Raw genomic sequence first — 20,724 nt, 5'->3', positions numbered from 1 at the left:
AATGGCCACGCTTCCCGTCGATACTGCTGCCGAACGTCCGCACGTCCCCGCGCGTGCGGTGTTCCTGTCGGCGGCCGCGCTGTGGCTCACCTATTTCCTGCTGATCACTCTGCGCGGGATCGTCGTCGATCTCGGCGAGTTCAACGAACTGCTGTGGCGCCGCGCCGTGGTCACGCTCGCCGGGATTGCCGTCACACTGCTCGCGTGGCCGCTGCTGCGCCGGTTCGACGGGCGCAGCAACGGGGCGCGGATCGGCGCGGCGCTCGTCATCATGCTGCCCGCCGCGCTCGCGCTCGCCGCGATCAACCAGCAGTGCTTCGCCCCGGTCGAGAAGAAGATCATCGCGCGCGAGGCCAAGGCCGCACAGGCGCAGGCCGAGGCGGCGGCGCGGGCGATCCGGGGCCAGCAAGGCACCGCGCCGATTGTCCTGCCGTCCGATGTGCCGCTGCCCTCGGTGCGCGTGCGCCACGATGTCTCGGGCAATGTCCTGATCGACGTCGCCGCCCCGCCGCAGGCCATCCCGGTGCCGCCTCCGCCGCCCGAGCCCCCCGCGCCGCCGGCCTCGCCAGCGCCGCCGCGCGCGTCGAAGGTCATGGCCGCGCCGACTGAGGATGGCGATGATGATCAAACCGACAGCGACAATGACGAAGAAGCGGTGATCACCGCGCCCGGCGGCGTTTCCATCATCCGCCGCAGTGACGGGACGGCGGAAGTGCGCGTCGGCGCCCACCGTGTCCCCACCGATGCCGAGCATGCCGAAGAGGTCGCCCGCGAACTCGCGCAGGCGCAGCGTGAAGTTGCCGAGGCGCAGCGCGAGATCGAGCGGGCCAAGGCAGAGCGCTTTTCTGCCGCACAGGCGAGACTGGCCGGCATCGATGCCGTGCGCTGGAACGTGCTGCGCGGCCTCGCCGATGCGGGTCTCGTCGCCGAGAAGGATGTCCCGCCGCCGCCTGCCGGACCTGTCGGCGAAGCAGTGAAGCAGGTCCACGCGCGCAATGCCGAGGTGCACAAGGCCCGCGACGCAAAGCCGCGCCCCGTCCCCCGCCCTGCGCCGAAGCGCCCCGCCGCGAAGCCCACGCCGGCGCCTGCGCCCACGCCCTCGCCCACGGCCAGCACTGCGCCGTCACCCGTGCCAGCGCCCGCTGCAACCGACAGCGACAGCCAGATCCACAGCATGATCATCAGCAAGATGATCGAAGACGAAGGCCTGTGGAAGCAGCTCACCGATGTCGCGCTCGGTCGATACTTCCTGCTGATCGCGTGGGCCGGGCTCTACATCGCGCTCGGCAATGCCGAGATGGCCCGCGCCTCCGAACGGCGCGAGGGGGAATACAAGCGCGCAGCAAAGGCCGCAGAGCTGCGCAGCTTGCGCTATCAGGTCAATCCGCACTTCCTGTTCAACACGCTGAATTCGCTCTCCGCCCTCGTCATGGTGGGCCGCACCGAACAGGCGGAGAAGATGATCCAGACGATCTCCAGCTTCTACCGCCACAGCCTTGCCGGCGATCCCACGGCCGACGTGCCGCTGGCCGACGAGATTTCCTTGCAGCGCCACTATCTGGAAATCGAGGCGGTGCGCTTCCCGGAGCGGCTGGTTTGCGAATTCGATGTGCCGCCGGGGCTCGAGAACGCCTGCGTGCCGGGGATGATTCTCCAGCCGCTGGTCGAAAATTCGATCAAGTACGGCGTCTCCGCGAGCACGCGCCCCGTCACCATCCGCATCGCGGCGGCGGAAGCTGGTGGCAAGCTGGTGCTCACCGTCGCGGATGATGGGCCGGGCAAGGGCGGCGCCAGCGGCAGCACCGGCATCGGTCTCGAAAACGTCCGCAACCGCCTAGCGGCGCGCTTCGGCGACGAGGCGCGGGTGGAAAGCGGAGCCCTGCCGGCCGGCGGCTATGCCACGGTGCTGACGATCCCGTTGGTGCGGTCGGGCTGCGAATAGAAGAGGGAACGCATGCGCACATTGATCGTCGATGATGAACCGCTTGCGGTGGAGCGCATGCAGATCCTCTGCGCGCGCATTCCCGCGCTCCATGTCGTCGGCACGGCCAGCGACGGTGCGGCGGCGCTGCGGCTGTGCGAAGCGCTCTCGCCCGAGCTCGTGCTGCTCGACATGACCATGCCCGAAGTCGATGGCCTCGGCGTTGCCCGCGGCCTTGCCCGCCTGTCCCCGCGTCCCGCCGTCATCTTCGTCACCGCACACGATCACTTCGCGGTCGAAGCCTTCGATTGCGACGCGGTGGATTACGTCCTCAAGCCCGTCGCGCAAGACCGCCTCGAACGCGCCGTCGAGCGCGCGCTGGCCCGGCGCGACACCGCCACTACGCCCACCGAAGCCGCGCCTACAGAAAGCCCGTGGATCGAGGAATTCTGGGTCCCCCACCGCAGCGAGCTGATCCGCGTTGCCGCCGGTGACATCGACCGCATCGACGCCGAGCGCGACTACGTGCGCCTTCATGTGGGCGCCCGCAGCTACCTCCTCCTCCACACCATCCAGCGCCTCGAAGACCGCCTCGACCCCGAACGCTTCATCCGCCTCCACCGCTCGACGATCGTGCGGCGCGACCGGATCGCGGGGCTGAAGCACGATGGGCTGGGGGTATGGTCGGCGCAGCTCGCGGATGGCGAACTGCTGCGCATCGGGCGGACGTATCTGGCGAAGGCCAAGGCGATGGCGGGGCGCTAGCTTCTCGGCGCAATCCGCCGATAGCTCAGCGCCTCCGCCACATGCACCCGCCCCACCGTCTCCGCTCCCGCCAGGTCCGCAATCGTGCGCGCCACGCGCAGCATGCGGGTGTAGCTGCGCGCCGAGAGCCGCATCGCTTCCGCAGCCTGTGACAGCAGCTTGCGCCCCGGCTCGTCCGGGGTCGCGTATCGTTCAAGCAGATCGCCTTCCAGCTCGGCATTGGTGCGCCGCCCGCTGCCGTCGAGCCTTGCCGTCTGCACCCGCCGCGCCGCCGCGACGCGCGCGGCGACCGCGTCCGATCCTTCGGCGGGGGGCGGCAGCGCCAGATCGGCGGCGGAAACGGGATCGACTTCGACATGCAGGTCGATCCGGTCGAGCAGCGGGCCCGAAACCTTCGACTGGTAATCCCCCGCGCAGCGCGGGGCGCGGCTGCAGCCCAGCGCCGGATCGCCGAGATAGCCGCAGCGGCATGGGTTCATCGCCGCCACCAGCTGCACCCGCGCCGGAAACGTCACATGCGCATTGGCGCGTGCGACGGTGACTTCGCCCGTCTCCAGCGGCTGGCGCAGCGAATCGAGCACCGCGCGCTGGAACTCCGGCAGTTCATCCAGAAACAGAACGCCGAGATGCGCCAGGCTGACTTCGCCGGGTCGCACCTTCAGCCCGCCGCCCGTCAGCGCCGCCATCGAAGCCGAATGGTGGGGTGCGCGGAACGGCCTCGCGCGGCTGATCCGGCCTTCCTCCAGCAGACCTGCGACCGAGGCCACCAGCGATGCTTCCAGCGCTTCCGAAGGCGTCAGTTCGGGCAGGATCCCCGGCAGGCAGGAGGCCATCAGCGACTTGCCCGCACCCGGAGGGCCGATCATCAGCAGATTGTGCCCGCCCGCCGCCGCGATCTCTAGCGCACGCTTGGCGGTTTCCTGCCCTTTCACTTGCCTGAGGTCCGCCCGCCGCTCCGGCGCGTCGACTTCGCCCGGTGCGGGAATCGGCAGGCGCATCGTGCCCTTGAGGTGGTTGAGCAGGCTGATCAGATCGGGCGCCGCGACCACTTCCACCCCGCTTGCCCAGCGTGCTTCCGCGCCTTGCGCCGCCGGGCAGATCAGCCCTTTCTCGATCTCGCTCGCATGGAGCGCGGCCAGCAGCACGCCGGGGCTCGCGATCACCCGGCCATCGAGCGCGAGTTCGCCCACCGCGACAAACTCCGCGACGGCTTCCAGATCGACCACGCCCATCGCCGCCAGCAGCGCCAGCGCAATGGGCAGGTCATAGTGCGAGCCTTCCTTGGGCAGGTCCGCCGGGGAAAGGTTCACCGTGATGCGCTTGGGCGGCAGCGCCAGCCCGAGTGCGGCGAGCGCCGAATGCACCCGCTCGCGGCTTTCGCCCACCGCCTTGTCGGGCAGGCCGACGACGCGGAAAGTCGGCAGCCCCGGCGCGATCTGGCACTGCACTTCGACCGCGCGCGCCTCGAGCCCCAGATAGGCAACCGTGGATACCAGCGCGACCATACCAACCCCCAAGTCCGTTCGGCAGCCTAAGGTCGGGTCGGAGCGCGGGATAGGGGAAGGCGCGGGGTCTTGCCAAATCGGAGGCAAAAAGGTCTTAAGCGCGATTTACCGCGTTTTGCTGGAAAAGCGGCAAGCATGAGCGGATTATGAGCGCACCATGCTCCGACTCACTTGCGCCCTGCTGCTCAGTCTGGCCGCCGCGGCACCAGCCGCTGCGCAGCAGACGGCGACGCGTACCTGGGTCGATTCGCACGGCACCACCTGGACCGAAGTGACCACCACCCGCACGGTCACCGAGGAGCCGCGCAGCCAGCGCGTCGCGCGGGCGATCGAGGGCCTGCCCCGCTTCGGCCCCTTTGCGGTTGTCGATACGACCCACGCGGCGCTGGTGGGCGAGATCGACGACACGTCGCCCACTCTGTTTCGCGCCATGCTGCAGGCCCATCCGGGCATTCGCATGCTCGAACTCGTCGACTGCCCCGGTACAATCGACGATGGCGCGAACCTCACGCTCGGGCGGCTGATCCGGCGCCATGGCATCGCCACTGACGTGCCCTCAGGCGGCTCGGTGCGCTCGGGCGGGTTCGAGATCTTCCTCGCCGGCAAGACCCGCCACGCTGCGCCCGATGCCGAATTCGGCGTCCACGCGTGGAAGGACGAGCAAGGCCACCAGCCCGACGACTTCGCGCCCGATGAAGGCCCCAACAAGGCCTATCTCGATTACTACCGCGAAATGGGCCTCAGCGCCGAAGAAGCCGAAGGGCTCTATGCCCTCACCAATTCGGTGCCCAACGAACAGATGCTCTGGCTCCACACCAAGGACATCAAGCCGTTCGTGAAGGTGGAATAGCGCGGCCTAGAGCCTGTCCTGTTTAGGTGGAGGCGTCGGCCCGCCCCTTCGGGGTCGCGTCAGGAAGCCCGCTGGACAGCGTCACGTCGCTGGCACGGGCTACCAGTCCGCACTGCGCGCCGTTCCTTGCCAGCAGGCTTCCTGACGCGATGACGATGCCTTCACCTAAACAGGACAGGCTCTAGTGCGCCGCGCCCCAGCTGGGTCCGGTGCCGATCTCCACGCCCAGCGGCACCGTCAGCTTGACCGCCGGTTCCGCCGCGCCGGCCATTACCGCTTCGATCACCGCGCGCGCTGCCGCCACATCGGCTTCGGGCAGTTCGAACACCAGTTCGTCGTGCACCTGCAGCAGCATGCGCACGTGGCCCAATCCCGCCGCCGCCAGCGCCGGGTTCATCCGCGCCATCGCGCGCTTGATGATATCCGCGCTGGTGCCCTGGATCGGCGCGTTGATCGCCGCGCGCTCGCTGCCCTGCCGTTCGGCCTGGTTCTTCGAATTGATGCGCGGGAACCACGTCTTGCGGCCGAACAGCGTTTCCGAATAGCCCTTCGCCCGGACGCTCTCCAGCGTCTCGTGGATATAGCGCTGGATGCCGGGGAAGCGCTCGAAGTAGCGGTCGATCATAGCCTGCGCCTCATCCGCGCTCACACCCAGCCGCCCGGCCAGCCCCCAGCGGCTGATGCCGTAGAGGATCGCGAAGTTGATCGTCTTCGCCCGTCCGCGCGTGTCGCGGTCGACCGTGCCGAACAGCTCCTGCGCGGTGCGCGCGTGGATGTCCTGACCTGCCGCGAAGGCTTCCTTGAGCGCCGGAACATCGGCCATGTGCGCTGCGAGCCGCAGCTCGATCTGGCTATAGTCTGCCGCCAGCAGCACATTGCCGGGTTCGGCCACGAACGCGTCGCGGATCTGGCGCCCGATCTCGGTGCGGATCGGGATGTTCTGCAGGTTGGGCTCATTCGAGGAAAGCCGCCCCGTCTGCGCGCCGACCAGACTGTAGCTGGTGTGCACGCGGCCGGTGGCGGGATTGATCGCAGCCTGCAGCGCGTCGGTATAGGTCGACTTGAGCTTCGAAAGCTGGCGCCACTCCAGCACCAGGGTCGCCACTTCCGCCCCCTGCGCAGCAAGGCCTTCGAGCACCGACTGGTCGGTTGAATATTGCCCGGTCTTGCCCTTCTTCCCGCCTTTGTAGCCCAGCTTGTCAAACAGGATTTCGCCCAACTGCTTGGGGCTGCCAATGGTGAAGGGCTGGCCGGCCTTCTCGTGGATCACGGTTTCAAGGCCCGCGATCGTCTCGGCAAACTGCGATGAAAGCCCCGCCAGCCGCTCGCGGTCGACGCGGATGCCGTGCCGCTCCATGCCCGCAACCACCGGCACCAGCGGCCGGTCGACTCGCTCGTAGATGCGCGTGCCGCCTTCCTCGGCAAGGCGGGGCGCCAGCAGCCGATGGAGCCGCCATGTCACTTCGGCATCCTCGGCGGCATAGCGCGTCGCATCGGCCAGCGGCACTTCGGCGAACGAGATCGCCTTCTTGCCAGTGCCGCACAGGTCCTTGAAGGTCATGGTCGTGTGGCCAAGGTGGCGGGCAGACAATTCATCCATGCCATGCCCGGCAATCCCGGTCTCGCCGCGCCCGGCATCGAGGCAGAAGCTCATTACCATCGTGTCGTCGATGGGGCTGACCATGATGCCGTAGCGGGCCAGCACGTTGAGATCGTACTTGATGTTCTGCCCGATCTTGAGCACCGCATCGCTTTCGAGCAGCGGCTTCAGGAGCGCCAGCGCCGCCTCGCGCGGGGCTTGGACTGGTGCTTCAGCGAACATGTCGCTGCCCCGGTGGCCGAGCGGGATGTAGCAGGCATCGCCCGGCCCGAGCGCAAGGCTCACGCCGACAAGGTCCGCCTGCATCGCATCGAGCGCGCTGGTCTCGGTGTCGACCGCCACGACCCGCGCCGCCTCTGCCCGCGCGACCCATGCGGCGATGTCTTCCAGCGTCTGCAGGCAGCGGTAGCCGGCCAGATCGATCGCGGGCCAGTCCGGCAGGCTCTGCCGCGTTTCCGCCGCGCCCGCCGGGTTCGAGGATGGCGCGCCGCCCGCAGCAGGCGCTTCCACCGGCGCGGTGCCCAGTTTGCGCAGCAGGCTGGTAAAGCCGTGCTCGGACAGGAACGCCGCCAGCGGATCGGGCGGGATCGCTGTCAGCTCGAAGGCATCGAGCGGCAGCGGCAACGGGCAATCCTCCTTCAGCTGGACGAGCTGGCGCGAAAGGCGGGCCATGTCGGCCTGCTCGATCAGGCTGTCGCGCAGCTTGCCGGGCTTCATCGTCGGTGCGGCGGCCAGCGCGCCTTCCAGCGTGCCGTGTTCCTGGATCAGCTTGGTCGCGGTCTTGGGACCGATGCCGCGAATGCCGGGCACGTTGTCCACCGCATCGCCCATCAGCGCCAGCACATCGCCGACGCGCTCGGGCTCGACGCCGAACTTCTCCATCACCTCGGGCAAGTCGATGCGCTGGTTCTTCATCGTATCGAGCATGTCGATATAGCCGCTGCCTGCGTGCGGCCGCCCGACGAGCTGCATCAGGTCCTTGTCCGACGAGACGATGGTGACATTCCACCCGCGCTCCGCTGCCGCCAGCGAATAGGATGCGATCAGGTCGTCCGCTTCGAGCCCTTCCTCTTCGATGCAGGGGAGGCTGAACGCGCGCGTCGCATCGCGGATGAGCGGGAACTGCGGGACGAGGTCTTCGGGCGGCGGCGGGCGGTTCGCCTTGTACTGGTCATAGAGATCGTTGCGGAAGGTGATCGAACCCTTGTCGAGGATCACCGCAAGGTGCGTCGGCCCGTCGGCCTTGTGCAGGTCCTCCGCCAGTTTCCACAGCATTGTGGTATAGCCATAGACCGCGCCGACCGGCACGCCCGCCGGATTGGTCAGCGGCGGCAGGCGGTGGTAGGCGCGGAAGATATAGGCCGAACCGTCGATCAGATAGAGGTGGCGCTGGGCGGAATCGAGCGGCGGCGCGGCGTCTGCGGTGGTGTCCATGTCCGCTCTGGTAGCGCCTCGCCCCCGTCAGCGGAAGCGCCCGATGTTGCGGCGCTGCAGCAATGACAGGGTGATTCATGCGGTCCGAATGCGCTCTCTTGCCCCGCCAAGGCGTGGCAAAAATTGTTATATTTCAAAAAATTAACGGCTCTATGACGGGATTGCTGCTCCTAAGACTTGCAAGCAGGTGAATTGCCGATTAATTGGGGCGAGAAGTCTACCGCCAGAGTAGGCTTTGCGGCGGGCTGCGGGCCCGGCGCGGTCCACTTCAATCCAGGGATTGTAACGCATGCGCAAGCTCCTCCTCGCCGCTGTCGCCGGCACTGCCTTCGCTCTCGCCGGTTGCTCGGAAAAGGCTCCTGAAGCCCCCGCCACCGAAGCCGCCATGGAATCGACTGAAGCCGCTATGGACGCTTCGGCTGCTCCGTCGGAAGACGCTTCGGCTCCGGCTGCTGACGCTTCGAGCGAAGCCGCGAAGATGTAATCAAGCCCGCAAGGGTTTGATAGAGATAGAGGGGCGTGGCCACTGCAGTGGCTGCGCCCCTTCTCTTTTGTGCCCGTTCTCTTTTGTGCATGCAGCGCGCACGCTAGGCCGCGCTCCGCATCACAGCGGGCAATTGCCGACATACTGGAAAATCAGCGGCGCGCCGTCTCGAAGCTCGCCGGCAGCGGCGGCTGGCTGTAGCCATCGTAGAGCACGCGGGCGATCTGCGCGATCAGCCCGGCGTGGGCGGTGTGGCCCTCGGGCCCCGTCACGAAAATCGCGATGGCAAGGTGCCGCCCATCGGGCAAGCGCACGATGCCGACATCGTCGGTCACGCCCGCCAGCGTCCCCGTCTTGTGCGCAAACACCACGCCTTCGGGCAGGCCGCTGCGAATGCGGTTCTTGCCGGTGCTCGTGCGGGTCATCGTATCGAGCAGCACCGCCCGGCTTTCCGGGCTCAGCGCGCCGCCGCGGTCGATCGCGGCGAGCAGCTGGACCATCGCGCGCGGCGTGCTGCTCGTGCGGGTGTCGATCGTCGTCACCGGATTGACCCGCCCGTCGTCACGCACCAGTGTCGCCATCGTGTGATCGAGGTGCTGGCCCGTCACGCCGATGCGGTTGAGCCAGGTGTTCACCGCACCGATCCCGCCGACAGCGGCAATCAGTCCATCGGTCGCATGGTTGTCGCTGCGCGTGATGGAAAGCTCCATCAGGCTCTGCGCGGACATCACCATGCCGGGGCGCACCGCAGCAACCGTGCCGCGCGAGCTTGCGGCTTCGGCGACGGGCACCATCATCGGGAACTGCTGGTCGAGCCGCAGGCGGCCCTGCTCCACACCGGAAAGATAGGTGGCCGCCACAGCGATCTTCGCGGTGCTGGCCATCGGAAACGGCATGTCGCCGTTGATCATGATCTGCCCGCCGCCATCGAGATCGACCGCCGCGACGCCGATGCGCCCGCGTCCTTGCGCCACGATTGCAGAGACTTGTTGCTCGATCGCCGCGTCACGCGCGTTCTGAAGCGAGGTCCCCGGGCGCGCTGCGGCAGGGGCCGAGACGAGCGCAAGCGGCGCAGCGCACCAAAGCGCAACTGCGACCCATTTGCCCATCATCTTGATGCCGGAAGCCATTATCCCCCTTAGCCGACAATCCCTTTAGGATGTATTAGTACCCTAACCTATTGGGATTCGCCGGCAAGCACTGTTCCCGCAGGTGGTCGCACATGCCGCCCGGCCTGTCTTGCAGATGGGGCGCTAGACATTAACCGCGCGATTAATGATAGTGGCGCGAGCAACAGCAAAGCGAATAGCCCGGTGCAAAGCGGGCAAGAGGAGCGGATGACGGCGGAGTCCCAGCAAGCCCTGGCCGAGGGCCTTCAGCGGGTGATGGCGCGCGCCAGTCGTCTCGGCCCGGTGACGGACCTGCTGCGCCTGTCCGGCGGTGCCAACATGCAAAGCTGGCGCTTCGAGGTCGGCGGGGAAGCCTTCGTCCTCCGCCGGGCGCCCTCCGCCGAATGGGTCGCGGGCCGCGCGCTCGACATGGCCAGGGAAGCCGCGGTGATCCGCTGCGCGCAGGCAAACGGTGTTCCCGCCCCCGAAGTGGTCGCCGAACTCGAACCGCAGGATGATATCGGCCTCGGCTTCATCATGCGCTGCGTGCCGGGCTCGCCCGATCCGGATAATGCGCTCACCTCCCCGCCTGCGCTGCTCGCTGAAATCGCCGCTGCGATGGCCAAGGTCCACGCGCTCGATCCCGCCGCGCTGCCGTTCCTGCCCGTGCTCGAGCCGACCGCCGGCGTCGAAGGCCTCGCCGCGCAGTTCGCCGAGGCAGGCGGAGACCGGCCCGCCATCGCGCTCGGTCTCGCCTGGCTGCGCGCCAATCTGCCGCCGCCCGCCCCGCTCGCCGTGCTCCACGGCGATCTGCGCATCGGCAATATCATGGTCGACGATGGGCACTTGTCGGCCCTGCTCGATTGGGAGCTCGCCCACCTCGGCGATGCCCACGAGGACCTCGCCTTCGGCTGCATGACCGTCTGGCGCTTCGGCCGGCTCGACAAGCGCGGCTTCGGGCTCGGCAGCATTGAAGACCTCGCCCGCGCGTATGAAGCAGCGGGCGGCACCGCCTTCGAACCCGCCCGCTTCCGCTTCTGGCTGATCTACCGCACGGTGTGGTGGGCGCTCTCCGCACTCTCGATGGGCAGAGGCTGGCGCAGCGGCGCGGACCGCTCGCTCGAACGCGTCGTGGTGGCGCGGCGCGCGGCGGAGCAGGATCTCGATCTGCTGCTCCTGCTCGAAACCGAAGCGCCCGAAACGGAGCGCGCGCGGCCCCTGCCGCCGCCCTCATCCGCGCCGCCCACTGGCGAAGGCGAGCCCAGCGCCGCCGAAATCCTCGCAGCTGTTTCCGAATGGCTCGCCGCCACCGTGAAGCCGCACATGGCCGCCGGGCGCGAGCGCTTCGAACTCGCCGTGGCGCAGAACGCGCTCGGCATCGTGCGGCGCGAACTGGCTGGTCGGCCGGACCCCCACGACAAGGCGCTGTGCGAGGCCATCCTGTCTGGCCGCACCACACTGGCGCAGCCCGGCCTCCTCGCCGATCTGCGCCGCCGCGTGCTCGATACGCTGGCGGCCGACATGCCGAAATACCCTGCGCTCAGCGAAGCGCGCCGCATTTGGGAGAGCACACCATGAACTTCGATCTGCCGCAGGAGCTTGTCGACTACCTCGCCGAACTCGATGCCTTCATCGAGGCCGAGATCAAGCCGCTCGAGCAGGCGGACGACAACATCCGCTTTTTCGACCACCGCCGCGAATGGGCGCGCACCGATTTCGAGGATCAGGGCCTGCCGCGCCAGGAATGGGAAGCCCTCCTGATCGAAGCCACCCGCCGCGCCGATGCCGCCGGACACTGGCGCTTCTCCGCGCCCAAGAAATACGGCGGCAAGGACGGCAAGAACCTCTGGATGGCAGTGATCCGCGAGCATTTCGCGGCCAAGGGCCTCGGCCTGCACAACGATCTGCAGAACGAGCACTCGATCGTCGGCAACTTCCCGTTCGTGAACATGTTCGAACATTTCGGCACGCCCGAGCAGAGGCAAGAATTCATCCTCGGCGGCTTCGCCCGCACCCGTCGCGTGTCTTTCGGCCTCACCGAAGCGCGGCACGGCTCGGACGCGACGCATATGGAAACCCGCGCGGTGCGCGAGACGCGAGATGGCGTCCCCGGCTGGCGCATCGATGGCGAGAAGATGTGGATCACCGGCATGCACATCGCCAGCCACTGCGCCGTCTTCGCGCGCACGGCGGGCGAGCCGGGCGACGCGCGCGGGATCACCTGTCTCCTCGTGCCCAATCCCTCGCCGGGGCTGGTGATCGAGGAATACATGTGGACCTTCAACATGCCGACCGACCACCCGCGCCTTTCGCTCACCAATGTCTGGGTGCCCGAATCCGCGATGCTTGGGCCGGAAGGCGGCGGCCTCGCCATCGCGCAGAGCTTCGTCCACCAGAACCGCATCCGGCAGGCTGCATCCTCATTGGGCGCGGCCACGTTCTGCATCGAGGAATCGGTACGCTATGCGCGCGAACGCAAGCCCTTCGGCGAAGAGCTGGCGCGAAATCAGGCGATCCAGTTCCCGCTCGTGGAACTTGCCACCCAGTGCGAGATGCTGCGCCTCCTCATCCGCAAGACGGCGTGGGAAATGGACCGTCTCGAGGCCGAGGAAGGCGGCCACAAGCGCATCGAGCGCGAGCTCTCCGACAAGGTCTCGATGTGCAACTACTGGGCGAACCGCCTCGTCTGCGAAGCGGCGGACCGCGCGATGCAGGTCCACGGCGGCATCGGCTATTCACGCCACAAGCCGTTCGAGCACATCTACCGCCACCACCGCCGCTACCGCATCACCGAAGGCGCGGAGGAAATCCAGATGCGCAAGGTCGGCGCGTACCTGTTCGGCTATCTCGGGCCGCGCAAGGGGATGTTCGGGTAGGGGGCTACTCGGACAACCCGTTTAGCTGATCGAGAAGTATCGGCAGCGCGCTGCACAAGGTTTCCCAGACAATGTCCAGATTGATGTCGTAATAGCCATGCGCGATCCGGTTCCGCATGCCCCGGATCGCGCGCCATTCGATGTGCCTGTGCGCGTCCGTAAGCTCGGCATGCTGATCCATCAGCTTGGTTGCTGCCTCGCCAATGATCACAAGGTTCAGGATCACCGCTTGCTGCGTGCGCTTGTCGCCGAGGAAGTCGTCACGCTCCATGCCTTCGGTGTAGGTCAGAGCTTGCTCTGCGGCTTCGCGAATATGCTTCAGCAGGTCTTGCGCAGAAAGCGCCATCAGATCGGGCGCGCCTCGGCGACGATCTGCTCCCGAAATTCGGGCGCGATATCCTCGGGTGTGAGCAGGTCAACCCGCACGCCAAGCAGGTCCTCAAGGTCTGCCTGAAGACCACCGAGGTCAAACAGCGTGGCTCCGGGAAGAGGATCGACAAGGATGTCGAAGTCGCTCAGCGCGGTCGCTTGCCCTCGCAGTACCGACCCGAACAGGCGCGGATTTGCGGCGCGCCGCTGTGCCGCGCATGCGATCACGGCGGCGCGGTGGCGGGTCAGGATGCTGGCATGATCCATGGCAGCGAATCTATGGCGCTCGGGAATAGAGTGCAAGGTGTCGGTCGAACAGTCTCGCCGAACTCCATTTTCCTACATGGCGGCAATCCGGTACAAGCGCACCCGGCCCTCGGCCTCCCGCTCTTTGCTATCGTCGTTCTGCCCATGCGCGATTTTCCGCACAAAGTGTCATCTGTCACTTTGTGCGGGAATCACACTTTCAGATCAGTATCTTAAGGCGCATTCCGAAAAGCGACACGGTGTCGCTTTTGTCGCCATTCTTCCAACATTCGCGCCGTCGGCCAGGCCTTGATCAGGCGAACGCGGCCTTCAGATCATCGACGAGGTCGAGGCGCTCCCACGGGAAGAAATCGCCATCCGCCTTGCGGCCGAAGTGGCCGTAAGCAGCGGTCGGCTGGTAGATCGGCTTGTTGAGGCCCAGGTGCGTGCGGATCGCGCGCGGGGTCAGGCCGCCCAGCTTGGTGATGGCCTTGATTGCTTCCTCGATCTTGTCGTCGCCCACCGTGCCGGTGTCATGCGTGTCGACATAGAGCGAGAGCGGCTCGGAAACGCCGATCGCATAGGCGATCTGGATCGTGCAGCGCGTCGCAAGGCCCGAGGCGACCACGTTCTTGGCGAGGTAGCGGGTGATGTAGGCCGCCGAACGGTCGACCTTGGTCGGGTCCTTGCCCGAGAACGCGCCGCCGCCGTGCGGGGCCGCGCCGCCGTAGGTGTCGACGATGATCTTGCGGCCGGTCAGGCCGGCGTCGCCATCGGGACCGCCGATCTCGAACGAGCCGGTCGGGTTGATGTAGTACTTGGTCTCGCGCAGCAGCACCGGCGGGATCACCTCGGCGACGACGCGCTTCACATAGGCGTGCAGTTCGGCTTCCTTCTCGCCCTCGTCATAGCCCGGCGCGTGCTGGGTCGAGACGACGACGGCGGTCGCGGCGACGGGGAGCGAGCCTTCGTAGCGCAGCGTGACCTGGCTCTTGGCATCCGGCTCGAGGAACGGTGCCGCGCCGGAGTGGCGGTCGGCAGCCATGCGCTCGAGGATCTTGTGGCTGTAGTAGAGCGTCGCCGGCATCAGGTCGGGCGTCTCGTCAGTTGCATAGCCGAACATGATGCCCTGGTCGCCCGCGCCTTCGTCCTTGTTGTCCGCCGCGTCGACGCCCTGCGCGATGTGCGCGGACTGGCCGTGGAGGCGGTTGATGAACTCGAACTTCTCCCAGTGGAAGCCGTCCTGCTCATAGCCGATGCGCTTCACCGTCTCGCGCACGGTCTTCTCGATCTCTTCCTGCGCGCCCGGGGCCCATTCGCCGTCCTCGTAGACGCCCTTGCAGCGGATTTCACCGGCCAGCACCACCAGCTGCGTCGTCGTCAGCGTCTCGCAGGCAATGCGCGCTTCGGGGTCCTTTGTGAGGAACAGGTCCACGATGCCGTCGCTGATCTGGTCGGCAACCTTGTCCGGGTGGCCTTCGGAAACGCTTTCGGACGTGAACAGGTAGTCGGTGCGCATGAGGGGCTTCCTATGTGATATAAAGAATCCTTTATGTGGCCTCCCTAGCGCCCTCCGCCCCGCCTTGCAACCACGAGCGCAGCGCCAATCATCAGGAGCGCCCACGCAAGCGCCAGCCGGTTGCCGAGCCGCGCGAACAGTGTCGGCGCGTGTGCCGGCGGCACCATGCCATCGATCCGGCCCGCGCTGAGGCGCGGCACGGACTGGCGAACCACACCGTCGGCATCGATCACGGCGCTGATGCCGGTGGTCGTGGCGCGCAGGACCGGGAGCCCTTCTTCGATCGCGCGCATGCGGGCCTGCGCCAGATGCTGCGGCGGGCCCCAGGCGCCGAACCAGCCGTCGTTCGAGGGGTTGAAGATGTAGTCCGGCCGGTGCGCTCGGTCGGCCACTTCGCCGGAGAAGATGATCTCGTAGCAGATCTGCACGCCCGCCTTGCCGTGGACTCCCATGTCCAGCGTCTGCGGTCCCGGGCCGGGGAGAAAATCGAGGCTGCCCGAAACCAGCCGCGAAAGACCCAGCGGCGCGAGCCATGCGCGCATCGGCAGGTATTCGCCGTAGGGCACCAGATGTGCCTTGGCGTAACTGCCCCGTATCGCGCCGCCTGCGTCCAGCGCGGTGACGACGTTGCGTGCACCCGTGACCTCGCCTCGCTCCATCACGAGATCGGTTGCGCCGGTCAGGAGCAGGCTGCCGGGGCCGATCACCCGCCCGATCCGTGCGCGGGCCAGCGCAGGATCTGCGCCGAAGGTGGTCGCATTGTAGAAGAACTGCGGATAGCCGGGCCGGAGATAGTCGGGCAGCCCGCCTTCGGGCCACAGCACGATTCTGGTCGATCCCGGCTTCGGCGTGAGCGAAAGGCGCCCGATGCCTTGGAACTGGCGTTCGTACAAGCTCGGATCGTTGATCGTGTCCTGTCCGATGTTGGGCTGGACAAGGGTATAGGCAAGATGCCCCTCGCCGCCCTTGCCGTGCCAAGGCAGCATCATGAGCGCGGCGGGAAGTGCCGCCGTCATCGCGGCTACGTGGAGCTTGCCCACCTTCGCTGTCCGCCATGCCATCAGCCAGACACCGGCGAGCAGCATGACGATGCCGGACAAGGCATATGTTCCGGTCCACGGCGCGATGGCGGCCAGACCAGGCCTTCCGAACCCGCCCAGCGCCACCATCGCGAGCGGGTTCCACGCAAAGCCGGTGAACAGCGTTGCGCGAAGGTACTCGGCGATGATCCAGCATCCCGCAAAGGCCGGAAGCAGCGCCGCCTTGAAGCGCTTCGCCAGCCACTTGGCGAGGAAGGCGGCCAGTGCCGGATAGATCGCAAGGTAGATTGCCAGCAGCAAGACCGCGATCCAGCCGAGCCAGGCGGGCATGGCTGCCTGATAAGTGAACGCCGTGGCAATCCAGTTGTTGCCGAGCGTGAAGTAGCCGAGCCCGAACAGCCAGCCCGCCAGCGCGGCGCGGCGAGCCGAACCGGCCTGCTCGATCCGGTGGATCAGGAAGGCCAGCGCCGCCAGCGTGAAGGGCCACAGCGCCAGCGGCTGGAAGCCCGTCGCGGCCAGAGCGCCCGCGCCGATCAGCGCGAGCGGGGCGAAGCGCTTTGTAGTTACCGGCACGCCGCGGCCTCGCTCAGGCGCTGCGAAAGGCCGCGATCAGCCTTCTGCCGCTTCCGGCAGCGGGTTCTTGCGCGGACGGCCCCGACGCTTGGGCGCAGGTGCTTCCGTTGCCGCAGGAGGTGCTTTGGCCGCGGGCGCTTCCTCAGCCGGCCCGGGTTCCGGGGCTGCACGCACGCCGATCGCGGGCGGCAGGCTCATCGGATCGAGCGCGGCGGCAGGTGCTTCTTCGGTCTCGCGCCGGGGGCGGCGGTCGCTGCGCGGACGCAGACCACGCTGCGAGCGGCTCTCGCGAACGAAGGGATTGTCAGCCGCATCGGTGATCGGCTCGCCTTCGTCCGCGCGGACCATGCCTTCGGCTACGGGCGCCGGTTCGAAACGCGCACGCTGGTTTTCGCGCGGCTCGCGGTTTTCGCGCTGCTCACGCGGTTCGCGGTACTCGCGCTGATCGCGGTGTTCGCGCGGCTCGCGATTGTCACGTGGCTCACGGTTGTCGCGCGCTTCGCGCTGCTGGTTATCACGCGACTCGCGGTTCTCGTCGCGGCGGCTTTGCGGGCGATCGAAGGCGGGGAAGTCGTTGTCCATCGAGAAGTCGGTGCCGTCGTCCTCTCCTTCCGCCTCGCTCCAGCGCTCGCCGTTGGGGCGCTGGCGCTGCTCGTCGATCCGGGTGCGGCTGTCGGCGATGACGCGGAAGTAGTGGTCCGCGAACTGCAGGTAGTACTCCGCCTGCACACGGTCGCCGTTGAGATGCGCGTCCTGCGCCAGCTTGCGATACTTTTCGAGCATCTGGGGCGCATTGCCCCGCGCGCGGCTGTCGATACGGTTTAGCTGCTGGCCGCCACCCTGCGGGCGGTTGTTGTTCCCGCGACCGCGCCGGCGGTTGTTCCCACGATTGTTGTTCAAGTCAGGCACTTTCCTGTTCTGGTGCAACCTTGACCCCGTTCTTTTCAACGTGGGCCTGACGTGGCGCAACTCCTGGGTCCGGACTGCATGACCCCGCTGCCGCGCATCCTCCACCACGAATGCTGCCATTCGCGGTGTCCAGCATCTGCGCGTTGCCAGCCTGCCCTGCCGGCGATCGATGCAAATGGTGGAGTAAGCCGGGACGGGAAGCCTTCATCCGTCGCCCTGCCTGCGATAGTGATTAGGGACGCAGCGCCGCCTTGCCAAGCAAAATGTTTGCCCGTTTCACGCCATTTCGACTGCACGTGGCCTGCCTGCGAGGTCCGGATGGACTTTGGCGGCAAGCCCGGCCTCCCGGGCCAGCGCCGAAACAGCATCGCCTTGCCTTGCCCCGATCTCGAACATCGCGGTGCCTCCGGGGGCGAGCAGGTGCGGAATCGCCGGGATCAGCAGACGGTAGTCGTCGAGACCATCGGGTCCGGCGAACAGCGCTTCGGCCGGCTCGTGCGCGCGGACGGAAGGCGCCAGTTCGGCGTCCTCTTCGACGTAGGGCGGGTTGGCGAGGATCAGGTCGAACCGGCCGAGATCACTACCCCACCCGCCTTGCGTCCAGTCGCCAGCGATGATGCGAGCGCGCGATGTGAGGTCATTGGCTTCGGCATTGCGCGCAGCCACCTCCCGCGCCGCGCCGGAGCGTTCGAGGCCTATCCCCTGCGCCTCAGGCCAGATCGTCAGCGCGGCCAGCAGCAGCGCGCCGGAGCCGGTGCCGAGATCGAGGATGCGCTTTGTCGGCTGGCCTTCGCGTGCAAGTCTGACCGCTTCGATCACCATCTCGCTGTCCCCGCGCGGGATCAGCACGGCGGGGCCGACTTCGAGATCAAGGCCATAAAAGGGTTGCGAGCCAAGGATATAGGCGATCGGTTCGTGGTTCAGGCGGCGGTCCAGAATGGACGTGAAGCTTGCTGGAGGTCCGGAATGGAGGTGTCGCAGCAGCAGTTCTGTGCGCGAAACGCCGAGCGCATGCGCCATCAATAGTTCGGCATCGAGCCGCGCCGTGTCGCTGGTGGCCGAGAGCCGCTCGGTGGCCTCACGCAGCGCAGAGCGGATATCAGGCATCGAGCGCGGCGAGGCGCTTGACCTGATCTTCGGCGGCGAGCGCATCGATCAGTTCGCCAAGCCCGGGGCCTTCGAGAATCTCGGGCAGGCGGTGCAGCGTCAGGTTGATGCGGTGATCGGTGACGCGGCCTTGCGGGAAGTTGTAGGTGCGGATGCGTTCGGAGCGGTCGCCCGAGCCGACCATCGCCTTGCGCGCTTCGGCCTCGGCGCCCTGAGCCTCATCGCGCATCTTCTCGTAGAGCCGCGCGCGCAGGACCTGCATGGCCTTGGCCTTGTTCTTGTGCTGGCTGCGCTCGTCCTGACAAGTCACGACAAGGCCGGTGGGCAGGTGCGTGATGCGCACGGCGGAGTCGGTGGTGTTGACGTGCTGCCCGCCCGCGCCGGATGCGCGGTAGATATCGATCTTGAGATCCTTGTCCTCGATCGCGACATCGACTTCATCGGGCTCCGGCAGCACCGCGACGGTCGCCGCGCTGGTGTGGATGCGCCCGCCGCTTTCGGTCACGGGCACGCGCTGCACGCGGTGGACCCCGCTTTCGTACTTGAGCCTGGCGAAAACGCCCTGCCCTGCAACGTTGGCGACAACTTCCTTGAAGCCGCCGATCTCGTTGGCGTTGGCGGAGACCATCTCGACCCGCCAGCCCTGTTCGGCAGCGAAACGCTCGTACATGCGGAAAAGGTCGGCAGCGAACAGCGCGGCCTCGTCGCCCCCGGTCCCGGCGCGGATTTCGAGCATCGCGGGGCGGCTGTCGGCACTGTCGCGCGGCAGCATGGCGATGGCGAGGGTGCGCTCTGCATCCGGCAGTTCGGCGCGGAGATGGGCGATTTCCTCTTCGGCGAGGGCGCGCATCTCCGGATCGGGATCTGTGCTAGAAGACAGTGCCGCGAGTTCACCCCGCATCGCGCTGACATGCGCGGCAGCGCGGGCGACGGGCTCTAGCTCCGCGTAGTCCCGGCTCGCGGCGACGAACGCCGGGCCTTCCAGCGTGCCCGAAGCGAGCCGCGCCTCGAGTTCAGCGAAGCGGGCCGCGATCTGGGCAAGGCGCTGGTCTGAAACGCTCACGGCAGACGGGGATCAATTCTGGACATGAGAGTTGCGAGTCTCTCAGGATCAAGGTGACCCTCGATAAGTGCGCGGCCAGCAACGGATGGTTCTCCGTTACGAATGTCGAGCGAATAGACCCAAGCCGGATTCTGCTTGAGCGCTCGATCGTATCGCTTGCGAGCACTGCCGGTTGAGAAGGCCTCTGCGACCATATTGGCACGGCGAAGTTCGATTGCGACGCGATTTGCTTCGTCGTCCCACGCCGGATTTTCAGCGACAACGGCAATGTCCAAAATCGACTGTGGCACGGAACCAGCAGCCCCCACCAGCATCGCCAGCCGCTCGATCCCCGCTGCCCAGCCGACGGCCGGGGTGTGCGGCCCGCCCAGTGCTTCGATCAGGCCATCATAGCGACCGCCGCCGAGCACGGTGCCCTGCGCGCCGAGGCGATCGGTGACGAATTCGAACGCGGTGTGGCGATAGTAGTCCAGCCCCCGCACCAGCGTTGGGGCGCGCGTCCAGGCCACGCCAGCGGCATCCAGCCCCGCCGTTACCTTGCCGAAGAAGTCCTGCGCCTCGTCCGAAAGGAACGCATCGATCTTCGGTGCATCCGCCGTAAACACCTTGTCGCGCGGGTCCTTGCTGTCGAGGATGCGCAGCGGGTTCTTTTCGAGGCGTTCCTGCGAATCCTCGCTGAGGTCGCCCTTCACCGCGCGGAAGTAGTCGATCAGCGCTGCGCGCCACGCCTCGCGGCTGGGGGCATCGCCCAGCGTGTTGAGCTGCAGCGTCACGCCGTCGGCAATGCCCAGTTCGCGCAGGATCTGGTCGGCCATCACCAGCAGTTCGACATCCGCCTGCGGTTCGCCCGCGCCGAGGATTTCGGCGTCGATCTGGTGGAACTGGCGGTAGCGACCCTTTTGCGGGCGCTCGTAGCGAAACAGCGGGCCATGCGTCGCCAGCTTGAGCGGCGCGTGCTGCTGCCAGCCGTTGGTGAGATAGGCGCGCGCGATGCCGGCGGTGAACTCGGGGCGCAACGTCAGCGATTCCCCGCCGCGATCCTCGAAGCTGTACATTTCCTTGGAAACGACGTCGGTCGTCTCGCCGAGGCTGCGGCTGAACACGGCGGTCTTTTCGAACACCGGCATTTCGGCGCGGCGGAAGCGGTAGAGCCGGCGGACGCGCTCGAAGGTCTCCACCACGAAGGCGAAGGCCTCGGCATCGGGGCCGAAGATGTCCTGCGTGCCGCGGATGGCCTGCGGGGTAGCGGGTGCGGATCTGGTCTTGTCGCTGCTCATGATGGCCCGCGCGATTAGCGGGAATGTCGGCGCGGGGAAAGGGTCTGCACCTTTGCGCGCCAAGAGGCCGGAGCGAC

17 protein-coding genes are annotated in these 20,724 nt (G+C 67.2%); 6 read left to right on the top strand and 11 right to left on the bottom strand.

The annotated features are described in order from the left end of the window. The first annotated feature begins 1 nt into the window (after position 1). Both NDB2M1_RS23465 and NDB2M1_RS21180 read left to right on the top strand, forming a co-directional pair. Positions 2-1,942: a sensor histidine kinase gene (locus NDB2M1_RS23465; RefSeq protein ID WP_072384658.1), complete on the top strand. Its 1,941-nt coding sequence runs from the start codon at positions 2-4 to the stop codon at positions 1,940-1,942. A 12-nt stretch (positions 1,943-1,954) separates the two neighbouring features. Then, entirely contained in the window at positions 1,955-2,686 is a 732-nt protein-coding gene (locus NDB2M1_RS21180; protein ID WP_072384657.1) for a LytR/AlgR family response regulator transcription factor, read from the top strand. Here the strand turns inward: NDB2M1_RS21180 and NDB2M1_RS21175 are convergent. Then, positions 2,683-4,191, bottom strand: a complete 1,509-nt coding sequence (locus NDB2M1_RS21175; protein WP_072384656.1) for a YifB family Mg chelatase-like AAA ATPase — start codon at positions 4,189-4,191, stop codon at positions 2,683-2,685. The two genes, NDB2M1_RS21180 and NDB2M1_RS21175, sit on opposite strands and share 4 nt — an antisense overlap. Positions 4,192-4,348: 157 nt before the next feature. Here NDB2M1_RS21175 and NDB2M1_RS21170 point away from each other — a divergent pair, with 157 nt between their 5' ends. Continuing rightward, a complete protein-coding gene (locus NDB2M1_RS21170; RefSeq protein ID WP_054121385.1) occupies positions 4,349-5,041 on the top strand; it encodes a hypothetical protein in 693 nt (230 codons plus the stop codon). Between the two features lie 181 nt (positions 5,042-5,222). On the opposite strand, the gene polA is transcribed toward NDB2M1_RS21170, so the two are convergent. Continuing rightward, positions 5,223-8,075 carry a DNA polymerase I gene (polA, locus tag NDB2M1_RS21165; RefSeq protein WP_072384655.1) on the bottom strand — a complete coding sequence of 951 codons (2,853 nt, stop codon included), beginning with the start codon at positions 8,073-8,075 and terminating at the stop codon, positions 5,223-5,225. A 289-nt stretch (positions 8,076-8,364) separates the two neighbouring features. Here polA and NDB2M1_RS21160 point away from each other — a divergent pair, with 289 nt between their 5' ends. Then, the gene (locus NDB2M1_RS21160; protein WP_054121387.1) at positions 8,365-8,559 is read left to right on the top strand and encodes a hypothetical protein; all 195 of its coding nucleotides are present in this window, start codon (positions 8,365-8,367) and stop codon (positions 8,557-8,559) included. Positions 8,560-8,711: 152 nt separating this feature from the next. On the opposite strand, the gene NDB2M1_RS21155 is transcribed toward NDB2M1_RS21160, so the two are convergent. Continuing rightward, positions 8,712-9,689 carry a serine hydrolase gene (locus NDB2M1_RS21155; protein ID WP_054121388.1) on the bottom strand — a complete coding sequence of 326 codons (978 nt, stop codon included), beginning with the start codon at positions 9,687-9,689 and terminating at the stop codon, positions 8,712-8,714. Between the two features lie 207 nt (positions 9,690-9,896). Between NDB2M1_RS21155 and NDB2M1_RS21150 the strand changes: the two genes are divergently transcribed. Together NDB2M1_RS21150 and NDB2M1_RS21145 are read left to right on the top strand one after the other, a co-directional pair. Next, positions 9,897-11,246 carry a phosphotransferase family protein gene (locus tag NDB2M1_RS21150; protein WP_072384654.1) on the top strand — a complete coding sequence of 450 codons (1,350 nt, stop codon included), beginning with the start codon at positions 9,897-9,899 and terminating at the stop codon, positions 11,244-11,246. After that, positions 11,243-12,544 (top strand): acyl-CoA dehydrogenase family protein, encoded by a 1,302-nt coding sequence (locus tag NDB2M1_RS21145; RefSeq protein ID WP_072384653.1) that lies wholly within the window; start codon positions 11,243-11,245, stop codon positions 12,542-12,544. The genes NDB2M1_RS21150 and NDB2M1_RS21145 overlap by 4 nt, the downstream gene beginning before the upstream one ends. Before the next feature lie 4 nt (positions 12,545-12,548). Here the strand turns inward: NDB2M1_RS21145 and NDB2M1_RS21140 are convergent, their stop codons facing one another. From NDB2M1_RS21140 to hisS, 8 genes are all read right to left on the bottom strand, one after another. Continuing rightward, on the bottom strand, positions 12,549-12,890 hold the full coding sequence (locus NDB2M1_RS21140; RefSeq protein ID WP_072384652.1) for a HepT-like ribonuclease domain-containing protein: 342 nt from the start codon (positions 12,888-12,890) through the stop codon (positions 12,549-12,551). Beyond that, entirely contained in the window at positions 12,890-13,180 is a 291-nt protein-coding gene (locus NDB2M1_RS21135) for a nucleotidyltransferase family protein (protein WP_072384651.1), read from the bottom strand. The genes NDB2M1_RS21140 and NDB2M1_RS21135 overlap by 1 nt, the downstream gene beginning before the upstream one ends. Positions 13,181-13,472: 292 nt before the next feature. Then, the gene (metK, locus tag NDB2M1_RS21130) at positions 13,473-14,678 is read right to left on the bottom strand and encodes a methionine adenosyltransferase (RefSeq protein ID WP_072384650.1); all 1,206 of its coding nucleotides are present in this window, start codon (positions 14,676-14,678) and stop codon (positions 13,473-13,475) included. Positions 14,679-14,722: 44 nt separating this feature from the next. Further along, positions 14,723-16,291: an apolipoprotein N-acyltransferase gene (lnt, locus tag NDB2M1_RS21125; RefSeq protein WP_083555011.1), complete on the bottom strand. Its 1,569-nt coding sequence runs from the start codon at positions 16,289-16,291 to the stop codon at positions 14,723-14,725. 36 nt (positions 16,292-16,327) lie between these two features. Beyond that, positions 16,328-17,200, bottom strand: coding sequence for a DUF4167 domain-containing protein (locus NDB2M1_RS21120; protein ID WP_371328228.1), 873 nt, complete (start codon positions 17,198-17,200; stop codon positions 16,328-16,330). A 276-nt stretch (positions 17,201-17,476) separates the two neighbouring features. Continuing rightward, the gene (gene prmC, locus NDB2M1_RS21115; RefSeq protein WP_072384731.1) at positions 17,477-18,307 is read right to left on the bottom strand and encodes a peptide chain release factor N(5)-glutamine methyltransferase; all 831 of its coding nucleotides are present in this window, start codon (positions 18,305-18,307) and stop codon (positions 17,477-17,479) included. Beyond that, the gene (gene prfA, locus NDB2M1_RS21110; RefSeq protein ID WP_072384648.1) at positions 18,300-19,370 is read right to left on the bottom strand and encodes a peptide chain release factor 1; all 1,071 of its coding nucleotides are present in this window, start codon (positions 19,368-19,370) and stop codon (positions 18,300-18,302) included. The genes prmC and prfA overlap by 8 nt, the downstream gene beginning before the upstream one ends. Continuing rightward, on the bottom strand, positions 19,367-20,647 hold the full coding sequence (gene hisS, locus NDB2M1_RS21105) for a histidine--tRNA ligase (RefSeq protein ID WP_072384647.1): 1,281 nt from the start codon (positions 20,645-20,647) through the stop codon (positions 19,367-19,369). The genes prfA and hisS overlap by 4 nt, the downstream gene beginning before the upstream one ends. Positions 20,648-20,724 lie beyond the last annotated feature (77 nt).

The sequence above is a fragment of the Novosphingobium sp. NDB2Meth1 genome (assembly GCF_900117425.1).
Lineage (GTDB): Bacteria > Pseudomonadota > Alphaproteobacteria > Sphingomonadales > Sphingomonadaceae > Novosphingobium.
This window is presented reverse-complemented; position numbering and strand designations above follow the sequence as displayed.

Coding starts and splice junctions, on each gene's coding strand:
- hisS (WP_072384647.1), bottom strand. CDS start 20,647: ATGAGCAGCGACAAGACCAGATCCGCACCCGCTACCCCGCAGGCCATC.
- NDB2M1_RS21140 (WP_072384652.1), bottom strand. CDS start 12,890: ATGGCGCTTTCTGCGCAAGACCTGCTGAAGCATATTCGCGAAGCCGCA.
- NDB2M1_RS21145 (WP_072384653.1), top strand. CDS start 11,243: ATGAACTTCGATCTGCCGCAGGAGCTTGTCGACTACCTCGCCGAACTC.
- NDB2M1_RS21180 (WP_072384657.1), top strand. CDS start 1,955: ATGCGCACATTGATCGTCGATGATGAACCGCTTGCGGTGGAGCGCATG.
- NDB2M1_RS21170 (WP_054121385.1), top strand. CDS start 4,349: ATGCTCCGACTCACTTGCGCCCTGCTGCTCAGTCTGGCCGCCGCGGCA.
- NDB2M1_RS21135 (WP_072384651.1), bottom strand. CDS start 13,180: ATGGATCATGCCAGCATCCTGACCCGCCACCGCGCCGCCGTGATCGCA.
- NDB2M1_RS21160 (WP_054121387.1), top strand. CDS start 8,365: ATGCGCAAGCTCCTCCTCGCCGCTGTCGCCGGCACTGCCTTCGCTCTC.
- polA (WP_072384655.1), bottom strand. CDS start 8,075: ATGGACACCACCGCAGACGCCGCGCCGCCGCTCGATTCCGCCCAGCGC.
- NDB2M1_RS21175 (WP_072384656.1), bottom strand. CDS start 4,191: ATGGTCGCGCTGGTATCCACGGTTGCCTATCTGGGGCTCGAGGCGCGC.
- prmC (WP_072384731.1), bottom strand. CDS start 18,307: ATGCCTGATATCCGCTCTGCGCTGCGTGAGGCCACCGAGCGGCTCTCG.
- metK (WP_072384650.1), bottom strand. CDS start 14,678: ATGCGCACCGACTACCTGTTCACGTCCGAAAGCGTTTCCGAAGGCCAC.
- NDB2M1_RS21155 (WP_054121388.1), bottom strand. CDS start 9,689: ATGGCTTCCGGCATCAAGATGATGGGCAAATGGGTCGCAGTTGCGCTT.
- NDB2M1_RS21150 (WP_072384654.1), top strand. CDS start 9,897: ATGACGGCGGAGTCCCAGCAAGCCCTGGCCGAGGGCCTTCAGCGGGTG.
- NDB2M1_RS23465 (WP_072384658.1), top strand. CDS start 2: ATGGCCACGCTTCCCGTCGATACTGCTGCCGAACGTCCGCACGTCCCC.